Here is a 21,740-nt window from a genome sequence, read left to right as displayed (position 1 = left end):
AGGGACGTATGAGGCCGGTTTCCGCCGCTCCCACGGGAGTTGGGCGGAAGCCGGCCTCTCGCGTTTCCGCTGGCGGTACGGTGTGGCCACGGTCCCGCCACTGTCGTGTGAAGACGTCCGCGGCAACTCCTTTTTGACCGCGAAGCGTCCGCTATGCGGACGTCACTGACCGTTAGATGTGTAACACGTCCGTTTCGCAACCATCTATCTCGGATCGGTTTGTCCGGATTTTGGAAGTTGTACGTGCCAGGTGTGATTGAACCGAGACCAAAAGGGTGTGGTCGACCGGTACCGCATGGCTAATAGTTGACCGCGTATAGCTCGGGTCAATGGGTCACGCGCTGTGGGGAGCGCCGACTCACGAGCACACTGGGGTACTGGATCTTCGCCGTCAGGGGTGTCGGCGCGATCACACGTACCCCCTCTTGTAGTGAACAGTGGACTCATGAGGAGGAACCCCATGCGTGGTGCCAAGAGCGCCAAGTGGGTCGCGATAGCCGGTGTTGTGGCGTTGACTGCCACCGCTTGTGGCGGCGGCGACAGCGGCAGCAGCGATGACAGTCGGGCTGTTGATAAGAACGGCATCTTCGTGTACTCGGGCGGTGAGCCGCAGAACCCGCTGCAGCCCGCCAACACGAAGGAGGCGTACGGCAGCGACGTCATTCGCTCCCTCTTCTCGCAGCTGGTGGGCTACAAGAACGACACGGGCGAACTCACCTATGTGAACGCCGAGTCGGTCACCCCCGACAAGGCCAGCAAGGTCTGGACGGTGAAGCTCAAGCCGGGCTGGAAGTTCCACAACGGTGAGACGGTCACCGCCAAGTCGTACGTCGACGCCTGGAACTGGGCCGCCGATGTCAGGAACAACCAGGTCAACAGCTCCTGGTTCGCCGACATCAAGGGCTTCGAGGATGTCCACCCCGCGAAGGGGAAGCCGAAGGCGGACAAGATGTCCGGCCTGAAGGTCGTGGACGACAACACGTTCACGATCACGCTGAACACGGGCATCCCGTACTTCGCCTTCAAGCTCGGTTACGACGTGTTCTCCCCGCTGCCCTCGGGCTTCTTCAAGGACCCGAAGGGCTTTGGCGAGAAGCCGGTCGGCAACGGCGCCTACAAGTTCGCCTCGTGGGATCACAAGAAGGCGATCAAGGTCACGCGGTACGACGACTACAAGGGTCCTGACAAGGCCAAGAACGGCGGGGTGACGTTCAAGAACTACTCGTCCCCCAACGGCGCGTACAAGGACCTGGTGTCCAACAACGTCGACTCGATGCCCCAGATTCCCGACGGTGAACTGGCCAACTACCAGAGCGACCTGGGTGATCGAGCGATCAACCAGGACTATGCGATGATCCAGACGATCAACCCTGCTTTCTACTCGAAGCAGTGGAAGAACATCGACAACAAGGTCATTCAGGGCCTGTCGATGGCGATCGACCGCGAGACGATCATCAAGACCGTCCTCAACAACACCCGTGAGCCCGCGACAGGCTGGGTCGCCAAGAACATCGAGGGCTACAAGGCCGGCGCCTGCGGCGAGTTCTGCAAGTTCGACGCCAAGAAGGCCAAGGAGCTCATCAAGGCGGGCGGCGGCGTCCCGGGCAACAAGATCTCCATCCAGTACAACGCCGACCAGCCGCACAAGGGCTGGGTCACCGCGGTCTGCAACAGCATCAAGCAGAGCACGGGCGTGGACTGCGTGGGTGACCCGAAGACCGACTTCCAGGCGGACACGCAGACGCGTGATGCCAAGAAGGTCAAGTCGTTCTACCGCTCCGGCTGGGTGCTCGACTACCCGTTCAACGGCAACTTCCTCCGTGACCTCTACGGCACCGGCGTCGCCGGCAACCAGAGCGGCTACTCGAACAAGAAGTTCGACGAGCTGACCAAGAAGGCGGACGCGGCTCCGACCATCGAGGAGTCCGCGAAGCTGTACCAGCAGGCCGAGGCGTCCCTGAAGGACAACATGCCCGGCATCCCGCTGTGGTACGGAAAGCTCCAAGCCGGTCGTTCGAACAACGTGAAGAACGTTCACTTCGACCAGCAGGGCAGCCCGATCTTCACCGACGTCGAGGTGTTCAAGAAGTAACCGCGCGGCTCGACCCGTGGGGGCGGCCGGGATCACCGGCCGCCCCCACGGGCAGCTTCGCCCAGGACGGAGGCACCCATGGGGCGCTATGTCGCGCGGCGACTGCTCCAGATGATCCCGGTCTTCATCGGGACCACAATTCTCATTTTCTTGATGGTCAACGTGCTCCCAGGGGACCCGGTAAGGGCGCTGTGGGGGGACAAGCCGCCGGACCCGACGCAGATGGCGGCCATCCGTCACCAGCGTGGCCTCGATCTTCCGCTGTGGGAGCAGTATTTCCACTACATGAAGAACCTGCTGACCGGTGATCTCGGCACCAACATGGGCGGCAGGCCCGTCAGTGACATCCTGGGGCAGGCCTTCCCGGTCACCGTGCGCCTCACGCTGATCGCCTTCGGTATCGAGCTGGTCCTCGGCATCGCCCTCGGCATGCTCGCGGGCGTGCGGCGCGGCCGCGTCGTCGACACGCTGATCCTGGTCTTCACATTGCTGGTCATCTCGGTGCCGGTCTTCGTGCTCGGCTATATCTTCCAGACGCTCTTCGGACTCCAACTGAAGATAGTCTCGCCCACGGTCCAGGACGCGACCGACGTCACTCAGCTCATCCTTCCCGCCGCTGTGCTCGGCTCGCTCTCGCTCGCCTATGTCGCGAGACTGACCCGCACGAGCATCGCCGAGAACCTGCGCGCCGACTACATCCGCACGGCGGTGGCCAAGGGGCTGCCCACGAGCCGGATCATGACCCGGCATCTGCTGCGCAATTCCCTGATCCCGGTGGTGACTTTCCTCGGCACCGACATCGGAACCCTGATGGGCGGCGCGGTGGTCACCGAAGGAATCTTCAACGTGCCGGGCGTCGGCAACACCCTGTTCGACGCGCTCGCACGCCGCGAAGGCCAGGTCATCGTGGGCACTGTGACCATCCTCGTGCTCGTCTACCTGGCTGCGAGCCTGATCGTCGACCTGCTTTACGCGGTCCTGGACCCGAGGATCCGTTATGCCTGACGTCACCAAGACCACCAACCCGCTCGCCGAGACGGACCCGGCATCAGCAGTCGACACGGCGCCGGCCGAGGCCGCGGGACCGGGTCCGGGCAAGCCCCGCTCGCTTGCCGCGGACGCCTGGCGGGATCTGCGCCGTAACCCGTTCTTCGTGATATCGGGGCTGCTCATCCTGTTGATCTTGGCGATCTCGTTCTGGCCGGGACTGTTCACGGGCGCCGACCCGACCAAGGGCGATCTGCGCAATCACTTCCTGCAGAAGCCAAATTACAGCCACGTCTTCCAGGACGACTGGTTCGGTTACGACCGCCAGGGCCGCTCCGTCTACGCCCGGGTGATCTACGGCGCCCGCAATTCCGTCACCGTCGGCATCTGCGTCACGCTCGCCGTGACCCTCATCGGCTCCGTCTTCGGCATGCTCGCCGGCTACTTCGGAGGCATCTGGGATGCGCTGATCTCGCGCCTGACGGACGTGTTCTTCGGCGTTCCCTTCCTGCTCGGCACGATGGTGGTGCTGAACTCCGTGACCGACCGTTCGGTGTGGTCCGTGGTGGGCGCCCTGACCCTGCTCGGCTGGACGCAGATCACCCGTGTCATGCGGGGTGCTGTCATCACCACCAAGCAGTCCGACTACGTGGTGGCGGCCAAGGCCCTGGGTGCGGGCACCCGGAGAATCCTGATCCGGCACATCCTGCCGAACGCGGCCGCACCCGTGATCGTCGTCGCGACGATCGCGCTCGGCGGCTACATCACGGCCGAGGCGACCCTTTCCTTCCTGGGCATGGGGCTGTCGGACGACGCGATCTCCTGGGGCAGTGACATCTCGGATGCCTCCGGGGAGCTCCGCAACAACCCGTACACCCTGTTCTTCCCGGCCGGCATGCTCAGCCTGACGGTTCTGGCCTTCATCATGCTCGGCGACGCGGTGCGCGACGCCCTCGACCCCAAGCTGCGCTGAGGGAGACGTACGTGACCACCATCGATAAACCGGCAGGCGTGCCTGCCCCGCAGGGCGACGCCCACAGCAGCCCACTGCTCGAAGTGCGTGACCTGCATGTCGAGTTCCACACCCGTGAGGGCGTGGCCAAGGCCGTCAACGGCGTCAACTACACCGTGTCCGCGGGCGAGACGCTCGCCGTGCTCGGCGAGTCCGGATCCGGCAAGTCCGTGACAGCGCAGGCCATCATGGGCATCCTCGACATGCCGCCGGGGCGTATACCCAAGGGCGAGGTGCTCTTCAGGGGCGAGGACATGCTCAAGATGTCCAACGAGCAGCGCAGGAAGATCCGTGGTCGCAAGATCGCCATGATCTTCCAGGACGCGCTGAGTTCTCTGAACCCGGTGCTGAGCGTCGGTTACCAGCTGGGCGAGATGTTCCGCGTCCACCAGGGGATGAGCCGCAAGGAGGCCCAGGCCAAGTCGATCGAGCTCATGGAGCGGGTGAGGATCCCGGCCGCCAAGGAGCGGGTGAACGACTACCCGCACCAGTTCTCCGGCGGTATGCGCCAGCGCATCATGATCGCGATGGCGCTCGCCCTGGAGCCGGACCTGATCATCGCGGACGAGCCCACCACGGCGCTCGACGTGACGGTCCAGGCCCAGGTCATGGATCTGCTCGCGGAGCTTCAGCGCGAGTACAACATGGGTCTGATCCTGATCACCCACGACCTCGGCGTCGTCGCCGACGTCGCGGACAAGATCGCGGTGATGTACGCGGGCCGCATCGTCGAGACGGCTCCCGTCCACGAGCTGTACAAGCGCCCCGCGCACCCGTACACCCGTGGCCTTCTCGACTCGATCCCGCGCCTGGACCAGAAGGGCCAGGAGCTCTACGCGATCAAGGGCCTGCCGCCCAACCTGCTCAAGATCCCCAGCGGTTGTGCGTTCAACCCGCGCTGCCCCAAGGCGCAGGACATCTGCCGCACGGAGATCCCGGCCCTGGTGCCGGTCAGCGAGCGGGACGGCGCGGAGCTGCCGGGCCGCGGCAGCGCGTGCCACTTCTGGAAGGAGACGATCCATGGCTGAGCCGAAGAAGCTCGTGCCCGAGGAGCCGCAGGACGCGATGCCGAACGTCTCCGAGGTGGAGCTGGTCGACGTCGCCACTGAGACGGAGGCCGTGGCCGCCATCGAGGCCCCGGTCGAACGCGGCGAGCCGATCCTCCAGGTCCGCAACCTGGTCAAGCATTTCCCTCTCACCCAGGGCATCCTGCTCAAGAAGCAGGTCGGCGCGGTCAAGGCGGTCGACGGCATCTCCTTCGACCTGTACCAGGGCGAGACGCTGGGCATCGTGGGCGAGTCGGGCTGCGGCAAGTCCACGGTCGCCAAGCTCCTGATGACCCTGGAGCGGGCCACCGCCGGCGAGGTCTTCTACAAGGGCCAGGACATCACCAAGCTGTCCGGGCGCGCGTTGAAGGCGGTCCGGCGCAACATCCAGATGGTGTTCCAGGACCCGTACACGTCCCTGAACCCCCGTATGACGGTGGGCGACATCATCGGGGAGCCCTTCGAGATCCACCCCGAGGTGGCCCCCAAGGGTTCGCGGCGTCAGAAGGTCCAGGACCTCCTGGACGTGGTCGGCCTCAACCCCGAGTACATCAACCGCTACCCGCACCAGTTCTCGGGCGGCCAGCGCCAGCGCATCGGCATCGCGCGCGGCCTCGCCCTCAACCCCGAGATCATCATCTGCGACGAGCCGGTCTCGGCCCTGGACGTCTCCGTCCAGGCCCAGGTCATCAACCTGATGGAGAAGCTCCAGGACGAGTTCAACCTCTCCTACCTCTTCATCGCGCACGACCTGTCGATCGTCCGGCACATCTCGGACCGTGTGGGCGTGATGTACCTCGGCAAGATGGCGGAGATCGGCTCGGACGAGCAGATCTACGAGCACCCGACGCACCCCTACACGCAGGCACTGCTCTCCGCGGTCCCCGTCCCGGACCCGGAGGCCCGCGAGGGCCGCGAGCGGATTATTCTGACGGGTGACGTACCGTCGCCCGCGAATCCCCCTTCCGGCTGCCGCTTCCGCACCCGCTGCTGGAAAGCGGAGGACAAGTGCGCCAAGGAGACCCCGCTGCTCGCCGTCCCGGAGCGCTTCAAGGGCCAGGACACGCCGGCCGCGCATGAGTCGGCGTGTCACTTCGCGGAGGAGAAGAACGTGGTGACGGCGGCCTGAGCCTTCGGCACCTCACTGGCCGCGTCCCTTCCGGGGGCGCGGCCGTTCGTCGTGCCTGTGTCTGATGCCGCCGGGCCGGCCCGCGGGCTAGCTGCCCGCGAAGTCGCGGACTTCGACGGCTCACTCATAACCAGCGGTGAGCTCCTCGGCCACCTGCTGCTGTTCCTCAGCGTAGCGGCGGGCCCTCGGGCACGGCCGGGCCTGTGGACAACTCACCCGGCGCCCCCAGCTCGAACCAGGTGGCCTTGCCCCGGCCGGGCCCGTGCCCGCAGATGCCCCAGGCGTCGGCGCCGTACGAGATGAGCCGCATGCCGCGGCCGGACTCGTCGTCCTCGGCGGGCGTCCGGCAGACGGGCAGGCCGGGGGCTTCGTCGTGGATGAGGACCCGGAGCCGCCCACTGCCGGGCCGCCCGGCTCCGCCCACCCCGCGAAGAGGCTCACCGGGGCGGTGCAGGCCTTGGCGGCACAGGCGTTGATGGCGTTCGTGACGGCCTCCGAGGTCAACAGGGCAGCGGCGTAGGTGAGTTCGGTACGCCCGGTGGCGGTGAGGAGTGTGCGGACCGTCTCCCGCGCGGTGCGGACCCAGACGGGGTCGGGCGGGAAGGTGAGGGTGACATTGGGGGCGCGCTGGTCGGTGACGAGGTCCGCTGACTCTGGCGTCGGCGGGGGTACTTCCGGTTGCGGCGCGCGGGGTTGGGGTGCTTCCGAAGGTAGGGAACGGGTTGAGGTGTAGCAACCGTTTCCGCCAGCTGTCACTGGTGTGGGTGGTGTGGGAACTACCTTGTGGACCACGCGTCTTCGAGCGGGGAGACTCCGCTGCGGAGGAGGTCAGGTATGCCACCCAGAAGCAATCCCAGCGAACGACAACGCCGACTCGGACTGGAACTGCGCAAGTTGAGAAATGGTGCGGGGCTGTCCGGTGACCAGGCTGGAGCGCTGCTCGATGCGGATCGGACCCGTATCAGCAACATTGAGGCAGGACGCATCGACGTCTCCCGTAACCGGCTGTACAAGTTGCTCCGGGAATACGGGTGTCCGGACGGCCCATACTTCGACGGGCTCATGGCGATGGCCCAGGAGAGGGGGACGGGGTGGTGGGACGAGTTCCGGGGCTTCATCGGGCCAAGAGCGCGTGACCTGGCGGAGCTTGAGTCACGTTGCTCCGGTGTCCGCATCCACGAGCCGCTCTTCATCCCGGGGATGTTCCAGACCGAGGACTACGCACGCGCGGTGGTCACGGTGGTGGAGCAGGACCAGGCGCGCGTGGACCGGTACGTCGAGTTCCGCCGGGCCAGGCAGCGGATCCTGGTGGCGCCCAGGTCGGTTCCGTACCACGCAATCGTTCATGAGGCGGCGCTTCGCGTGCACACGGGCGGCACCAGGACCATGCGCAAGCAGTTGCTGCGGCTGATCGAGATCGCCCGGCTGCCCAACGTTACGTTGCAGATCTTCCCCTTCGAGCGGGGAGCCTACGCGGCGTTCAGTCGGCCGTTCATCCTCTTCGGAGGTGCCGTACGAGAGCTGGACACTGTCTACCTTGAGCATCCCCTGAAGTCAGTCTTCCTGGGGGATGGAGAGGCGAACGACCAGTACGGCAAGATGTTTGAGCGGCTCTCCGAACTGGCGCTCGCACCGGTCGATCCGGAGTCTGCGCCCGAGTCGCATGACAGACGGGACTCGCTGAGCCTGATCCAGCACATCATGTACGAACTGTAGTGAGGGAGTCAGATGGTCCAGCTCATTTGGCAGAAGTCCTCGTTCAGTACCGGAGGCGAGGGCGAATGCGTCGAGTTGGCGAGCGACCCCGCCGGTCACATACATCTCCGCGAGAGCGACCGCCCCGACGAGGTCACCACGGTGGCTTCCGGCGCCCTGTACGGACTCCTCCGCGCCCTCAAGGCGGACGGAAACCCCGGCCTCCGTGCGTGATCTGGCCCTCCGCCCCTGGAGGGAAGAGGACGCGGCCACCGTACTGGCGGCCTTCTCCTCACCGGAGATGGCGCGGCAGGCGGACGAGCCCGTCGGCGACGCGGAGGACGCGGTCGTGGTGGACGGGAACGGCACGGCCCTGGGCAACGCCTCGGTCGGCGAGGTGAACCGGATCCACGGCACCGGCTGGGTGTCGTACTGGACGGCGCCGGACGCGCGGGGCGGGGGCGTGGCGGCGTACGGGTGTGGGGCCGTGGCGCGTTGGGCGTTCCGCGAACTGGGGCTGTTCCGACTGGAAGTGGGACACCGCACCAACAACCCCGCCTCGTGCCGCGTGGCCCACGCGGCCGGCTTCGCGCCGGAGGGCGTACAGCGTCAGAAGCTCATGTACGACGGGGTCCGCTACGACGTAGAGCTGCACGCGCGGCTGGCCTCGGACGCCGGCTTTCCGTAACGCCGGAAGTCGGCGGTCTCCACCGTCCAGGGTCCGAACGGTCGTGCCGGTCCGAGGATCGACGACCAGGCAATGGCCGATGCCCATGGCCGGATACTCGGAGAGCTTGTCGCCGTAGTCATTGTCGGGGTCGGTCGGTGTCACGATCTCGATGACGGCCAGTACCTGCTTCGCGTCGACGGCGAGTCCCTCTTCGTCGAGTACTTTCTCGGGGATTACCACGGTGTCCGGACGGCGCATGCGGCCGATCGCGGGGTGCTCGATCGTGGGGCCGTTCTCGCAGACGTAGCCAGGGTGAGTCGCGGGAAGCTGTCTGTTGAGCTGGTCGCGAATGCGGCGGACAGTCCCCTCGTGTCGTTTGGAGGGGACCATCATGACGAGGAACGGTCCGGATGCGCCGATCTCGACCTTCCAGCCTCCTTCGAGGTGCTCGGCATACGTCGTAGCTCCTCGGCGATCGCGCGCATCTTGGCGTACTCCATGCCTTCAGCGTAGTGAGGGCGGCCTTGCCCAGAGCCCACATGGGCAGTGACCGCAGTCGTACCGCGCCCGAAGGCCACTCCGCGTCGGCGTGCAGGGGCGTCACCATGGTGTGGAGCGGCATGGTGACCACCCGGTCCCCGGGCTGCTCGACCCGTACCTCGGTGTCGGCGTCGAGCGCGTCGAAGAGCAGGGCGTGGCGGGGCCCACGGAGTGGGGGAGCCGGACCGCGCCGGGCGTACCGCTGCCGCGGGACCGGCCGCGCCCCGCTCGGGTCAAGGGGGAGGGCGGGCCGGTCCCGGGTGCGGGGTCCGGCGTCGGAGGGGGACGGGGACCTGCCTGGGAGTGAGGGGGCGGCGGGTGGGTCAGAGGGATTTGCGGGCTGCCGGGACCGACAGTCGGGTCGAGTCCTCGGGGTAGTGGCATGCCGTCAGGTGGCCCTCGCGGTTGCCGTCGATCTGGACCAGCGGCGGGTCGTCCGTCGCGCACTTGTCCGTCGCCTTCCAGCAGCGCGTGCGGAAGCGGCAGCCGGAGGGCGGGTTGACGGGGGACGGCACGTCGCCCGTGAGCAGGATGCGCTCGCGGCGCGGGACGTCGTCCGCCGTCGCCTCGGGGACGGCCGACAGGAGCGCCTTCGTGTACGGGTGGCGAGGATTCCCGTACAGGTCCTCGCGGTCCGCGATCTCCACGATCCGGCCCAGGTACATGACGGCGACCCGCTGCGAGAAGTGCCGGACCACCGCCAGGTCGTGGGCGATGAACAGGAACGCGATGTTCAGCTCCTTCTGGAGCTTCTGCAGCAGGTTCACCACCTGCGCCTGGATCGAGACGTCCAGGGCCGAGACCGGCTCGTCCGCCACGATCAGTTTCGGCTCCAGGGCCAGTGCCCGCGCCACCCCGATGCGCTGGCGCTGGCCGCCCGAGAACTCGTGCGGGAAGCGGTTGTAGTGCTCCGGGTTGAGACCGACCGTTTCGAGGAGCTCGCGGACGCGGGCTTCCCTGCCGCCCGCCGGGTCGATGCCGTTGACCTCCATCGGGCCGGAGATGATCTTGCCGACCGTCTGGCGCGGGTTCAGCGACGCGTACGGGTCCTGGAAAATCATCTGGATCTCCGAGCGGACCGGCGCCAGCTGCTTGCGGGAGGCGTGCGTGATGTCCTGCCCGCGGTAGGAGATCTTCCCGTCGCTCGGCTCCAGGAGGCGCGTGATCAGGCGGCCCGTCGTCGACTTGCCGCAGCCGGACTCGCCGACCAGGCCGAGGCTCTCGCCCTCGGCGACGGTGAAGTCCAGGCCGTCCACCGCCTGCACGGCGCCGATCTTCCGCTTGAACGGGAACCCGCCCATGACCGGGAAGTGTTTGGTCAGCCCGCTGACATCCAGGAGAGGAGTGGGAGTGGTGCTGCTCATCGTCGTGAAGTCCCGTCTCTTGTACGTCAGTCGGCGGCGCGCGCGCCGCGCCCGGTGTCGCCCGCCAAGTCCGCGGCGTCCGCGGCATCTGCGGTGCCCGCCAAGTCAGCGGCGGCGTCCGCGACCCCCGTGAAGTTCGCGAAGAATTCCGACCGCTGCTCGGCGCCGAGGTGGCAGGCGGCGCCCCGTCCCCCGGTCAGTTCGAGGAGCGGCTGCTCGCCCGAGCAGCGCCCGCCGCCGACCTGCTCGGTGAACGCGCACCGGGGGTGGAAGCGGCACCCGGAGGGCGGGTTGAGGAGGCTGGGCGGAGTCCCGGGGATGGGTGAGAGCGGTACGTCCACCGGGCCGTCCAGGGACGGCATCGAGCCCAGCAGGCCCCAGGTGTAGGGGTGCTGGGGGGCGCGCAGCACCTCCTTCTTCGTGCCGCGCTCCACGCACCGGCCGCCGTACATCACCAGGACGTCGTCCGCGATGTCGGCGATCACGCCGAGGTCGTGGGTGATGAAGATGATCGACGTGCCGAACTCCTGCTGGAGGTCCTTCAGGAGGTCCATGATCTGGGCCTGGACCGTCACGTCGAGCGCCGTCGTCGGCTCGTCCGCGATCAGCAGCGCCGGATTGCAGACCAGCGACATCGCGATCATCGCGCGCTGGCGCATGCCGCCGGAGAACTGGTGCGGGTAGTCGTCCACGCGCAGGTCCGGTTGGGGAATGCCGACCTTCGTCAGCATCTCGATCGACCGCGCCCGCGCCTCCTTCTTGGAGGCCCCGGTGTGCTTGCGGTACGTCTCACCGATCTGCCGGCCGATGGTGTGGTACGGCGACAGGGAGGCGAGCGCGTCCTGGAAGATCATCGCCATCTTGTTGCCGCGGAGCTTCTCCAGCTCCCGCTCGGTGGCGGTGAGAAGCTCCTGCCCGTCGAGCAGGATCTCGCCGTCGATCGCCGTGCTGTCCTTGTGGTGCAGGCCGAGGATGGCGAGGTTGGTGACGGACTTGCCGGAGCCGGACTCGCCCACGATGCCGAGGGTCTTGCCCTTCTCCAGGTCGAAGTCGAGGCCGTCCACGGCCTTGACCATGCCGTCCTCGGTGGAGAAGTGGACGCGCAGATCGCGTACGGACAGGAAGGGGGTGCTGCTCATCAGATCTCTCTTCCTTAGCCCTAGGCGAGGCGTACGCGCGGGTCGATGAGGGCGTAGACCGCGTCGACGATGATGTTGAAGACGACGATCGCCGTGGCGGCGACGAGGACGACGCCGAGCAGCATCGGCAGGTCGCTGGTGTTGACCGCCCTGACCGACAGGTCGCCGATGCCGTGCAGCGCGAACGTCTTCTCGGTGATGATCGCGCCGCCCAGGAGCACACCCAGGTCGAGGCCGAAGATCGTGACGATGGGGCCCATCGCGCCCCGCCAGGCGAAGCGGAAGAAGACCGAGCGGGCGGAGAGGCCCTTGGCGCGCGCCGTACGGACGTAGTCCTCGCTGAGGGTCTCGACCAGCTGGGAGCGGGTCATCCGGGTGTAGTTCGCCGTGAAGATCAGCGAGAGGACCATCCACGGGATCATCAGGCCGGAGAACCAGGCGCCCGGATCCTCGCTGAACGGCGTGTACTGCGGCCGGTTCAGCCACTGGAGCTGGTAGGTGAAGAGGTACACGGCGAAGACGCCGACGACGTAGATCTGCAGCGACGACGCGATCAGCGAGGCGGAGGAGGCGATCTTGTCGAGCATCTTGCCCTGCTTGACGGCGGCCAGCATGCCGGTGCCGACACCGAAGATGACGAAGACGAAGGCCGCGCCCAGCGAGAGCGAGACGGTGGTCGGGAAGCGGTCCAGGATCGTGCCGAGGACGGGCTCACGGTTGCGGAAGGAGTAACCGAGGCACGGCGCGGGGCAGTTGCCGAACGAGGCGTAGTCACGGCCGACGAACAGGCCCTGGAACCAGTGCCAGTACTGCACCGGCAGCGAGTCGGCGATCCCCAGGTTGTGCCGCACCAGGTCCAGCGTCTCGGGGGAGCAGACCTTGCCGCAGGCGAGCCGTGCGGGGTCGCGCGGGGCGGCGTAGAAGAGGATGAAGACGAGAACGCTGATGATCAGCAGGATCACCGCGCCACCGACGATGCGGCGAAGGAGGAAGCGGAGCATGGCAGTTGGTTTTCCTGACGGATGCCGTGGGTGAGGAGGGGGCGGGGCGGACCCCCCTCAGGGAGTTCCGCCCCGCCACGAGGCCGGTTCGTCAGGCCTTGACGTACGTCTTGTAGATCAGCGTCGCGGCGAACTGCGGGTCGTGCTGGGCCCCGCCGACCTTGGAGCCATGCAGGTAGAAGCGGCGCTGGTAGGTCTCCGGGATGATCGGCACGACCTCTTCCATGATCCGCTTGTCCAGCTCGGCCCAGGCCTTGCCGGCCTCCTTCTGGTCCGAGATGACCGCGTTCTTCCTGATCGCCTCGTTGATCCAGTCGACGTCGGTCTGCGAGATGTTGTTCTGGCCGTCGCCGATGGCCTCACCGTCGAAGAGCGGCTGGATGAGGGTGTAGGCGGTCGGCCAGTCCGGAGACCAGCCGAACCACATGACGTCGAACTTGTTGTCGATGCGCTGGGCCTGGTCGTAGTAGTCCGTCGAGTTGAGCGGCTTGATGACCGGGTCGAAGCCGGCGGCCTTCAGCGCGTTCTCGATGACGACCTTGGTCTTGTCGTACGTGGGGCGCTGCGGGAAGGCATAGACGATCTTCTGTCCGAGCTTGCCGGCCTTCTTCAGGAGGGCCTTGGCCCGCTCCGGGTCGCCCTGCGGCTTCTTCAGCTTGCCGAAGACGTCGTACTTCTCGCGGCCGATGATGTCGGGGCTCAGGATGGTCGTCGCCAGGTCACCCGCGGACTCGCCGCCGTAGATCCGGCGGATCTGCTCCAGCGGCCAGGCGATGTTGAGCGCCTTGCGCACCTCGACGTCGGTGATGCGCTTGGTGTTGATGGCGTAGTAGTACGTGCCGGAGGACAGGCCGTTGAAGGACCGCTTCTTGACGGCCGGGGTGGTGAGCACCTTCTGCATGCGCTCGGCCGGGATCGGCTCGTAGATGGCGATCATCTGCTGGTCCTTGCCCTGGTCCGCGATGAAGCGGTCACAGGAGTCAAGGCCCGTCGGCCCGAACTCGAACTCGAAGCTGTCCGGGTAGGCGTTGCGGATCGGGTCGGTCTTCCTGTCCCAGTGCTTGTTGCGCGTCAGCGTCAACGACTTGTCGATGGAGCGGTGCTTGACGATGTACGGGCCACAGGAGAAGGGCGCCTTGTCGTACTTCTCCTTGGTGTCGTGCTTCACGGGCACCGGGGAGTACGAGGTCATCGCCAGCGTGAAGTTGAAGTCCGGGCGGGCTTCCTTCAGCTTGAAGGTGATCGTCTTCTTCGCCTTGTCGATGACGATCGAGTCCAGGTGGTCACCGTCGTACGGGCCCTTGTAACCCTCACGCCACTTGGCGCCCTTGCCGGTCAGCGCCATCTGGACGTACGAGGCGCCCTCGGTGATGAAGGGGGCCCAGGAGCGCTCGAAGCCGTGGCGGACGTCCTCGACGGTCAGCTCGCTGCCGTCCTGCCACTTCAGGCCGTCCTTCAGCGTGAAGGTCCAGGTCTTGTTGCCGTCGGAGGCCTTGCCCGCGTCGGTGGCGAGGTCGCCGACGAGGGTCATGCCGCCCTTGGGGTCGATGTAGTAGCCGGTGAGGGCGCGCGCGAACAGCATGGCGACCGAGGAGTTGTACGCGAAGTAGATGCGCTGCGGGTCCATGTGCGACACGTCGTCCTCGGCGACGCCGTAGATCGTGCCGCCCTTCTGCGCGCCCGCGACCTCGGGGGCCGGGCCCCTCGAGTCCTCCGCGGTGCCGATCTTGACGTGGGCGCCCGTGTACTCGGTGGCGCCACCGTGCTTTCCGCCGTTGCCGCCGCCTCCGTTGCCGCCGCTGCTGCACGCGGAAAGGACCATCGATCCGCCCGCCGCGACCGAGGTCGCGACGACGAAGTTTCTGCGGGAGAGAGACATGTGGCTACCAACCCTGATTGTCGAAGAAGAGGAGCGGAGTGAACGGCCCGGCACTGCCCCGTCGCAGGTGCCCGGCCTGGGGAGTGTCAGCGTTTGGTCTTCGGGTCCAGCGCGTCGCGCACCGAGTCGCCCAGGAGGTTGAAGGCGACCACGAAGACCACCATCGCGATGCCGGGGAAGGCCATGTACGTGATGTCCTGCTCGTACACCTCGGAGGCGCGCTGGATCATCACGCCCCAGTCCGGAGTGGGCTCCTGAAGGCCCACGCCCAGGAAGGCGAGACCGGCCTCCGCGGTGACGAACATCGGCAGGGCGAGCGTGGCCTGGATGAGGATCGGCGTCCACAGGTTGGGAAGCAGTTCCTTGAAGATGATCCTGGCCGGCGAGGCGCCGGTCACCTTCGCCGCCTCCACGAACTCCCGCTCGCGCAGGGCCAGCACCTCACCGCGGAGCAGCCGGGCGATGGAGGCCCAGCCGAAGGCCGTCATCACCGCGATCAGGCTGGTGACCGTCAGCCAGGTCGGCGTCTTGTCCTCCGGGGAGACGACCACGGAGATCATCACGGGCCAGAAGGCGATGAAGAAGAGCGTCGAGGGGAAGGCCAGGAGGATGTCGATGACCCGGCCGATGAAGTAGTCGGTCTTGCCGCCGAGGTATCCGGCCGTGATGCCGACGGCGATGCCGATGAGCGTCACGAGGATCGTGGTGGCCGCGGCGATCAGCAGCGAGTTGCGCATGCCGTACAGCAGGAAGGTCAGCACGTCCCGGCCCAGCTGGGGCTCGATGCCGAACCAGAACTCGCTGTCGATGCCGCCGTTTGGCTTGATCGGATAGCTGAACTCGTTGAACAGGCTCGGGTCGTTCACCCCGTACGTCGTGTACGGATCCTTCCCGTACACCTTCGAAATCAGCGGCGCGCAGAGCGAGATGACGAAGAAGAAGAGCACGACGCACGCGGCGATCACGCCCGACTTGTCCCTCTTGAACCGGGTCCAGGCAAGCCGCCCCGGCGAACGGCCCTCGCCGCCCCGGTTCTTGGGCGAGGAGGGGATGCCGTCGGTTTTGTCCGTCACTTCAAGCGTGGCGGCGGCGGCGGGAGTTGGCGAGGTCATGGCGCTCCAGGCCCGGAGGGGGACATCAGGATTCCGCAGGACAAGCAGGCACCTACGGGCTAGGCGCGACTTTCGCAAGGCGTTTCCCACGCGGTCAATGAATGTTCGGCCGCCTTGATGGGCTCTTGGGATTCTTGGTCAAGTCTTTACGCAATAAAGCCCATGACATTGCCTTGGCGTAATCAAGCGTGATGGACAAGGCGAGGCTATTTTGGGCAAGCCGGGCAATGTGTCCGATATTCGGGCGGGACTGTCTCGAAATGCGTACGTCCGGATGGGCTCGGAGTCGACTCGGAGTGGACTCGGGGTGGACCTGGAGCGGACCCGGAGTGGGTCAGGAGTGGGCCCGGACTCATACGGGTGGGGTAAATGTGCGGTTCATACCGCCTGCGGCGATATTTGGCGGTAAGCGAGTCGGATCACGGTGAAAGCCCGGAAGAGGAGGACTCCATGCGTGGAGCCACGCACGCCAAGTGGGCCGCATGCGCGGTGACCGTCGCCCTCGCGGCCACCGCCTGCGGCGGCGGGGGAAGCGACGGCGGTGGCGGTGGTGGCGGCGACGGCTCCGGCATCGTGAGCTCCTCGTGGGGCGACCCGCAGAACCCGCTCGAACCGGCGAACACCAACGAGGTCCAGGGCGGCAAGATCCTCGACATGATCTTCCGGGGTCTCAAGCGGTACGACCCGAAGACCGGTGAGGCCAAGGACATGATCGCCGAGTCCATCGAGACCAAGGACGCGCGGAACTTCACGGTCAGGATCAAGGACGGCTGGACGTTCAGCAACGGCGAGAAGATCACCGCCAAGTCCTTCGTGGACGCCTGGAACTACGGCGCGAACCTCAAGAACAACCAGAAGAACGCCTACTTCTTCGGCTACATCGAGGGTTACGACAAGGTCCACCCGGAGAAGGGCGACCCGAGCGCCAAGACCCTGACCGGGCTGAAGGTCGTCGACGACAGGACGTTCACCGTCAAGCTCACCCAGAAGTTCTCCACCTGGCCCGACACCCTCGGCTACCCCGCCTACGCGCCGCTGCCCAAGGCGTTCTACGACGACCACGACGCCTGGATCTCCAAGCCCGTCGGCAACGGGCCGTACACCGTGGACTCGTACACCAAGGGCTCGAAGATGTCCCTGCGGAAGTGGGACGCGTACCCGGGCGAGGACAAGGCGCGCAACGGCGGTGTGGACATGATGGTCTACACCGACAACAACACCGCCTACACCAATCTGATGGCGGGCAACCTCGACCTCGTCGACGACGTGCCCGCCGCGCAGCTCAGGAACGCCAAGAGCGACCTCGGCGACCGGTACATCAACACCCCCGCGGGCATCATCCAGACCCTCGCCTTCCCGTTCTACGACAGCAAGTGGAACAAGCCGGGCATGGAGAAGGTCCGCCAGGGCCTGTCCATGGCGATCAACCGCGAGCAGATCACCGAGAAGATCTTCCAGAAGACGCGGACCCCCGCCACCGACTGGACCTCCCCGGTGCTCGGCGAGGACGGCGGCTACCAGGCCGGACTCTGCGGCGACGCCTGCGAGTACGACGCCGCCGGGGCCAGGAAGCTGGTCGAGGAGGGCGGCGGCATCCCCGGCGGGCAGCTGAAGGTCACGTACAACGCGGACACCGGCTCCCACAAGGAGTGGGTCGACGCCGTCTGCAACTCCATCAACAAGGCGCTGGAGAAGGACAAGGCCTGCGTCGGCAACCCCGTCGGCACCTTCGCGGACTTCCGCAGCAAGGCCTCCCGGCAGGAACTCGACGGGCCCTGGCGCGCGGGCTGGCAGATGGACTACCCGCTCATCCAGAACTTCCTGGAGCCGAACTACTTCACCGACGCCTCCTCCAACGACGGCAAGTTCTCCGACAAGGAGTTCGACAGGCTCGTCGGCGAGGCCAACGCGGAGACCGACAACGCCAAGGCCGTCGCCAAGTTCCGGGACGCCGAGAAGATCCTCGCGCAGCAGATGCCGGCCATCCCGCTCTGGTACCAGAACGGCAGCGCGGGCTACTCCGACAGGGTCTCCGACGTCTCGCTCAACCAGTTCAGCGTGCCGGTGTACGACCAGATCAAGGTCGACTGAGACGCGGGAGGCGGCCATGGGACGTTACGTGATCCGGCGTCTGCTGCAGATGATCCCGGTCTTCGTCGGCGCCACGCTGCTGATCTTCCTGATGGTGAACGTGATGGGCGACCCCGTCGCGGGCCTCTGCGGCGACCGCCAGTGCGACCCCGCCACGGCCACCCGGCTGAAGACGGAGTTCGGCCTCGATAAGCCGGTGTGGCAGCAGTACCTGACGTACATGGGCAACGTCTTCACCGGCGACTTCGGTACCGCCTTCAACGGCCAGAAGGTCACCGAGCTGATGTCGGCCGCCTTCCCGGTCACCATCCGCCTGACCGTCGTCGCGATCGTCTTCGAGATCGTCATCGGGATCTCGCTGGGCGTGCTCACCGGACTGCGGCGCGGGCGCCCGATCGACACCGGCGTGCTGATCCTCACGCTCGTCGTGATCTCCGTCCCCACCTTCGTGACCGGCCTCGTGCTGCAACTGCTGCTCGGCGTCAAGTGGGGCGTCATGAAACCGTCCGTCTCCAGCGAGGCGCCCTTCGACGAACTCCTGATCCCCGGGCTCGTCCTCGCCTCGGTCTCCCTGGCGTACGTGACCCGTCTGACGCGCACCTCCATCGCCGAGAACCGGCGCGCCGACTACGTCCGCACCGCCATCGCCAAGGGCCTGCCCCGGCGCCGCGTCATCACCCGGCACCTGCTGCGGAACTCCCTCATCCCCGTGATCACCTTCATCGGCACGGACGTCGGCGCGCTGATGGGCGGCGCGATCGTCACCGAGCGGATCTTCAACATCCACGGCGTCGGCTTCCAGCTCTACCAGGGCATCCTCCGCCAGAGCACCCAGACCGTCGTCGGCTTCGTGACCGTCCTCGTCCTGGTCTTCCTGCTGGCCAACCTCATCGTCGACCTCCTGTACGCCGTACTCGACCCGAGGATCCGCTATGCCTGAACCCCATCAGCCGGAGCGCGCGATCGCGGCGACCGGTGCGGGCGGGGCGATGGACCTCGCCGCGAGCGAGGCGACCTCGCTGAACAAGGCGGGGACGCCGGAGAAGGGCCCCGGCGGACCCGACGGCACCGGCCCCTTCGCCCCCGCGCGCAGCCTGTGGTCCGACGCCTGGCGGGATCTGCGGCGCAACCCCGTCTTCATCGTCTCGGGCCTGATCATCGTCTTCCTCGTCGTCATCTCGCTGTGGCCCTCGCTCATCGCCACCGGCAACCCACTGGCCTGCGACCTCGCCAACGCCCAGAAGAGCTCCGCGCCCGGCCACCCCTTCGGCTTCAACGAGCAGGGCTGCGACGTCTACACCCGCGTCGTCCACGGCACCCGCGTCTCCGTCACCGTCGGCGTGTGCGCCACCCTCGGCGTCGCCCTCCTCGGCAGCGTCCTCGGCGGTCTCGCCGGGTTCTTCGGCGGGGCGTGGGACGCGGTCCTCTCGCGCATCACCGACGTCTTCTTCGCCATCCCCGTCGTCCTCGGCGGCCTGGTGCTCCTCTCCGTGGTCACCAGCTCCACCGTCTGGCCCGTGGTCGGCTTCATGGTGCTGCTCGGCTGGCCGCAGATCTCCCGCATCGCGCGCGGCTCCGTCATCACCGCCAAGCAGAACGACTACGTCCAGGCGGCGCGGGCGCTCGGCGCCTCCAACTCGCGGATGCTCCTGCGCCACATCACGCCGAACGCCGTCGCCCCCGTGATCGTCGTCGCGACCATCGCGCTGGGTACGTTCATCGCCCTCGAAGCCACGCTCTCCTACCTCGGCGTCGGGCTGAAGCCACCGACCGTCAGCTGGGGCATCGACATCTCGGCCGCGTCCCTGTACATCCGCAACGCCCCGCACATGCTGCTCTGGCCGGCCGGCGCGCTGGCGGTCACCGTGCTCGCGTTCATCATGCTCGGCGACGCGGTGCGCGACGCCCTCGACCCGAAGCTGAGGTAGGCGCCCATGGCACCCGTGGCACCCATGGCCCCCCTGCTCGAAGTGCGCGGCCTGCACGTGGAGTTCCGGACGAGGGACGGCGTCGCCAAGGCCGTCAACGGCGTCGACTACGCCGTCAGCGCGGGCGAGACGCTCGCCGTGCTCGGCGAGTCCGGCTCGGGCAAGTCCGTGACCGCCCAGGCCATCATGGGCATCCTCGACACACCGCCCGGCAGGATCACGGCGGGCGAGATCCTCTTCCAGGGCAGGGACCTCCTGAAGCTCAAGGAGGACGAGCGGCGCAAGGTCCGCGGCGCCGGCATGGCGATGATCTTCCAGGACGCGCTGTCGTCCCTGAACCCGGTCCTGAGCGTCGGCGAACAGCTCGGCGAGATGTACGTCGTCCACCGGGGCATGTCGCGCAAGGACGCGAAGGCCCGGGCCATCGAGTTGATGGACCGGGTGCGCATCCCGGCCGCCAGGGAGCGCGTCGGCCAGTACCCGCACCAGTTCAGCGGCGGCATGCGCCAGCGCATCATGATCGCCATGGCGATGGCCCTGGAGCCCTCCCTCATCATCGCGGACGAGCCGACCACCGCCCTCGACGTCACCGTGCAGGCGCAGGTCATGGACCTCCTCGCGGAGCTCCAGCGCGAGCTGAACATGGGCCTGATCCTCATCACGCACGACCTCGGGGTCGTCGCGGACGTCGCCGACACCATCGCCGTCATGTACGCGGGCCGCATCGTCGAGAAGGCCCCCGTCCACGAGATCTACCGGGCGCCCGCACACCCGTACACCCGCGGCCTGCTCGAATCCATCCCGCGCCTGGACCAGAAGGGCCAGGCCCTCTACGCGATCAAGGGCCTGCCGCCGAACCTCATGCACATCCCGCCCGGCTGCCCCTTCCACCCCCGCTGCCCCCTGGCCCAGGACGTCTGCGTCACCGAGGACCCACCGCTCGCGCGGGTCACGTACGAAGGCCTGGTCGCCGAGCGCAGGAGCGCCTGCCACTTCTGGAAGGAGACGATCGATGCGTCACGGTGAACCCGGGCACGAACCGATCCTCCAGGTGCGCGGCCTCGTCAAGCACTACCCGCTGACCCGGGGCGTCCTCTTCCGCAAGCAGGTCGGCGCGGTCAAGGCCGTGGACGGCGTCGACTTCGACCTCTCCCAGGGCGAGACGCTCGGCATCGTGGGCGAGTCGGGCTGCGGCAAGTCGACGGTCGCCAAGATGCTGGTCAACCTGGAGCGGCCCACCGCGGGCGAGATCCGCTACAAGGGCGAGGACATCACCAAGCTCTCCGGCCGGGCGCTGAAGGCGGTCCGCCGCAACATCCAGATGGTCTTCCAGGACCCCTACACCTCGCTGAACCCGCGGATGACCGTCGGCGACATCATCGGAGAGCCCTACGAGATCCATCCCGAGGTCGCGCCGAAGGGCTCACGGCGCCGGCGGGTACAGGAGCTCCTCGACGTGGTCGGGCTCAACCCCGAGTACATCAACCGCTATCCGCACCAGTTCTCCGGCGGCCAGCGCCAGCGCATCGGCATCGCGCGCGGCCTCGCGCTCAGACCCGAGGTCATCGTCGCCGACGAGCCGGTCTCCGCGCTCGACGTCTCCGTCCAGGCGCAGGTCATCAACCTTCTGGAGCAGCTGCAGAACGAGTTCGACCTGAGTTACGTCTTCATCGCCCACGACCTGTCGATCGTGCGGCACATCTCGGACCGGGTCGGCGTCATGTACCTCGGCCGGATCGTCGAGACCGGCTCCGACGAGGAGATCTACGAGCATCCGACGCACCCCTACACGCAGGCACTGCTCTCCGCCGTGCCGGTCCCCGACCCCGGGGCGCGCGAGCACCGGGAGCGGATCATCCTCAGCGGCGACGTGCCCTCGCCCGCCAACCCGCCCTCGGGCTGCCGCTTCCGCACGCGCTGCTGGAAGGCGCGGGAGCGGTGCGCCCTTGAGGTGCCGGCGCTCGCGGTGCCCGCGGAGTTCCGGTACGAGGGCGGGCCCGCGGCGCACGACTCGGCCTGCCACTTCGCCGAGGAGAAGCAGGTCGTGCCGTAGCC

Annotated in this window: 19 protein-coding genes and 1 pseudogene; 13 read left to right on the top strand and 7 right to left on the bottom strand. The window is 67.1% G+C overall.

What is annotated here, in order from left to right:
- Positions 1 to 460: 460 nt before the first annotated feature.
- The 5 genes from ACWDZ7_RS06455 to ACWDZ7_RS06435 all read left to right on the top strand — a co-directional run bounded on the left by ACWDZ7_RS06455 (position 461) and on the right by ACWDZ7_RS06435 (position 6,266).
- The gene (locus ACWDZ7_RS06455; protein WP_451795282.1) at positions 461 to 2,092 is read left to right on the top strand and encodes a peptide ABC transporter substrate-binding protein; all 1,632 of its coding nucleotides are present in this window, start codon (positions 461 to 463) and stop codon (positions 2,090 to 2,092) included.
- A 78-nt stretch (positions 2,093 to 2,170) separates the two neighbouring features.
- Positions 2,171 to 3,097: an ABC transporter permease gene (locus ACWDZ7_RS06450; RefSeq protein ID WP_451795281.1), complete on the top strand. Its 927-nt coding sequence runs from the start codon at positions 2,171 to 2,173 to the stop codon at positions 3,095 to 3,097.
- The gene (locus tag ACWDZ7_RS06445; protein WP_451795279.1) at positions 3,090 to 4,052 is read left to right on the top strand and encodes an ABC transporter permease; all 963 of its coding nucleotides are present in this window, start codon (positions 3,090 to 3,092) and stop codon (positions 4,050 to 4,052) included. Before ACWDZ7_RS06450 ends, ACWDZ7_RS06445 begins: the two co-directional genes overlap by 8 nt.
- 11 nt (positions 4,053 to 4,063) lie before the next feature.
- Complete coding sequence (locus ACWDZ7_RS06440) at positions 4,064 to 5,119, top strand: ABC transporter ATP-binding protein (RefSeq protein WP_451795277.1); 1,056 nt, start codon at positions 4,064 to 4,066, stop codon at positions 5,117 to 5,119.
- The gene (locus ACWDZ7_RS06435) at positions 5,112 to 6,266 is read left to right on the top strand and encodes an ABC transporter ATP-binding protein (protein ID WP_451795276.1); all 1,155 of its coding nucleotides are present in this window, start codon (positions 5,112 to 5,114) and stop codon (positions 6,264 to 6,266) included. The genes ACWDZ7_RS06440 and ACWDZ7_RS06435 overlap by 8 nt, the downstream gene beginning before the upstream one ends.
- A 166-nt stretch (positions 6,267 to 6,432) precedes the next feature.
- Here ACWDZ7_RS06435 and ACWDZ7_RS06430 read toward each other — a convergent pair whose 3' ends face one another.
- Entirely contained in the window at positions 6,433 to 6,690 is a 258-nt protein-coding gene (locus ACWDZ7_RS06430) for an ATP-binding protein (protein ID WP_451795275.1), read from the bottom strand.
- 410 nt (positions 6,691 to 7,100) lie between these two features.
- On the opposite strand from ACWDZ7_RS06430, the gene ACWDZ7_RS06425 reads away from it, so the two are divergent.
- Genes ACWDZ7_RS06425 through ACWDZ7_RS06415 form a run of 3 tightly spaced genes read left to right on the top strand, consistent with a single transcriptional unit; the run spans position 7,101 to position 8,649 of the window.
- The gene (locus tag ACWDZ7_RS06425; RefSeq protein WP_451795274.1) at positions 7,101 to 7,982 is read left to right on the top strand and encodes a helix-turn-helix domain-containing protein; all 882 of its coding nucleotides are present in this window, start codon (positions 7,101 to 7,103) and stop codon (positions 7,980 to 7,982) included.
- 12 nt (positions 7,983 to 7,994) lie between these two features.
- Positions 7,995 to 8,195, top strand: a complete 201-nt coding sequence (locus ACWDZ7_RS06420) for a DUF397 domain-containing protein (RefSeq protein ID WP_451795272.1) — start codon at positions 7,995 to 7,997, stop codon at positions 8,193 to 8,195.
- Positions 8,188 to 8,649: a GNAT family N-acetyltransferase gene (locus ACWDZ7_RS06415; protein ID WP_451795271.1), complete on the top strand. Its 462-nt coding sequence runs from the start codon at positions 8,188 to 8,190 to the stop codon at positions 8,647 to 8,649. The genes ACWDZ7_RS06420 and ACWDZ7_RS06415 overlap by 8 nt, the downstream gene beginning before the upstream one ends.
- A 102-nt stretch (positions 8,650 to 8,751) precedes the next feature.
- On the opposite strand, the pseudogene ACWDZ7_RS06410 reads toward ACWDZ7_RS06415, so the two are convergent.
- The 6 genes and pseudogenes from ACWDZ7_RS06410 to ACWDZ7_RS06385 form a co-directional block, all read right to left on the bottom strand.
- Positions 8,752 to 9,021, bottom strand: a pseudogene (locus tag ACWDZ7_RS06410) (Uma2 family endonuclease); the annotation flags it as partial.
- 473 nt (positions 9,022 to 9,494) lie between these two features.
- Positions 9,495 to 10,535 (bottom strand): ABC transporter ATP-binding protein, encoded by a 1,041-nt coding sequence (locus ACWDZ7_RS06405; protein ID WP_451795269.1) that lies wholly within the window; start codon positions 10,533 to 10,535, stop codon positions 9,495 to 9,497.
- Between the two features lie 26 nt (positions 10,536 to 10,561).
- A complete protein-coding gene (locus tag ACWDZ7_RS06400) occupies positions 10,562 to 11,674 on the bottom strand; it encodes an ABC transporter ATP-binding protein (protein ID WP_451795267.1) in 1,113 nt (370 codons plus the stop codon).
- 20 nt (positions 11,675 to 11,694) lie between these two features.
- Positions 11,695 to 12,675 carry an ABC transporter permease gene (locus ACWDZ7_RS06395; RefSeq protein ID WP_451795266.1) on the bottom strand — a complete coding sequence of 327 codons (981 nt, stop codon included), beginning with the start codon at positions 12,673 to 12,675 and terminating at the stop codon, positions 11,695 to 11,697.
- Positions 12,676 to 12,766: 91 nt separating this feature from the next.
- Positions 12,767 to 14,554: an ABC transporter substrate-binding protein gene (locus ACWDZ7_RS06390; protein WP_451795265.1), complete on the bottom strand. Its 1,788-nt coding sequence runs from the start codon at positions 14,552 to 14,554 to the stop codon at positions 12,767 to 12,769.
- Between the two features lie 86 nt (positions 14,555 to 14,640).
- Entirely contained in the window at positions 14,641 to 15,666 is a 1,026-nt protein-coding gene (locus ACWDZ7_RS06385; protein ID WP_451795264.1) for an ABC transporter permease, read from the bottom strand.
- A 450-nt stretch (positions 15,667 to 16,116) separates the two neighbouring features.
- Between ACWDZ7_RS06385 and ACWDZ7_RS06380 the strand changes: the two genes are divergently transcribed.
- The 5 genes from ACWDZ7_RS06380 to ACWDZ7_RS06360 are packed head-to-tail and all read left to right on the top strand — an operon-like array spanning position 16,117 to position 21,738.
- On the top strand, positions 16,117 to 17,757 hold the full coding sequence (locus ACWDZ7_RS06380) for a peptide ABC transporter substrate-binding protein (protein ID WP_451795262.1): 1,641 nt from the start codon (positions 16,117 to 16,119) through the stop codon (positions 17,755 to 17,757).
- Positions 17,758 to 17,773: 16 nt separating this feature from the next.
- Positions 17,774 to 18,697, top strand: coding sequence for an ABC transporter permease (locus tag ACWDZ7_RS06375; protein WP_451795261.1), 924 nt, complete (start codon positions 17,774 to 17,776; stop codon positions 18,695 to 18,697).
- Positions 18,690 to 19,685, top strand: a complete 996-nt coding sequence (locus ACWDZ7_RS06370; protein WP_451795260.1) for an ABC transporter permease — start codon at positions 18,690 to 18,692, stop codon at positions 19,683 to 19,685. Before ACWDZ7_RS06375 ends, ACWDZ7_RS06370 begins: the two co-directional genes overlap by 8 nt.
- A 6-nt stretch (positions 19,686 to 19,691) precedes the next feature.
- Positions 19,692 to 20,711 carry an ABC transporter ATP-binding protein gene (locus ACWDZ7_RS06365; RefSeq protein ID WP_451795258.1) on the top strand — a complete coding sequence of 340 codons (1,020 nt, stop codon included), beginning with the start codon at positions 19,692 to 19,694 and terminating at the stop codon, positions 20,709 to 20,711.
- The gene (locus ACWDZ7_RS06360) at positions 20,698 to 21,738 is read left to right on the top strand and encodes an ABC transporter ATP-binding protein (RefSeq protein ID WP_451795257.1); all 1,041 of its coding nucleotides are present in this window, start codon (positions 20,698 to 20,700) and stop codon (positions 21,736 to 21,738) included. Before ACWDZ7_RS06365 ends, ACWDZ7_RS06360 begins: the two co-directional genes overlap by 14 nt.
- The last annotated feature ends 2 nt before the right edge of the window (positions 21,739 to 21,740 follow it).

This window comes from Streptomyces sp. NPDC003032 (genome assembly GCF_053591415.1).
This window is presented reverse-complemented; position numbering and strand designations above follow the sequence as displayed.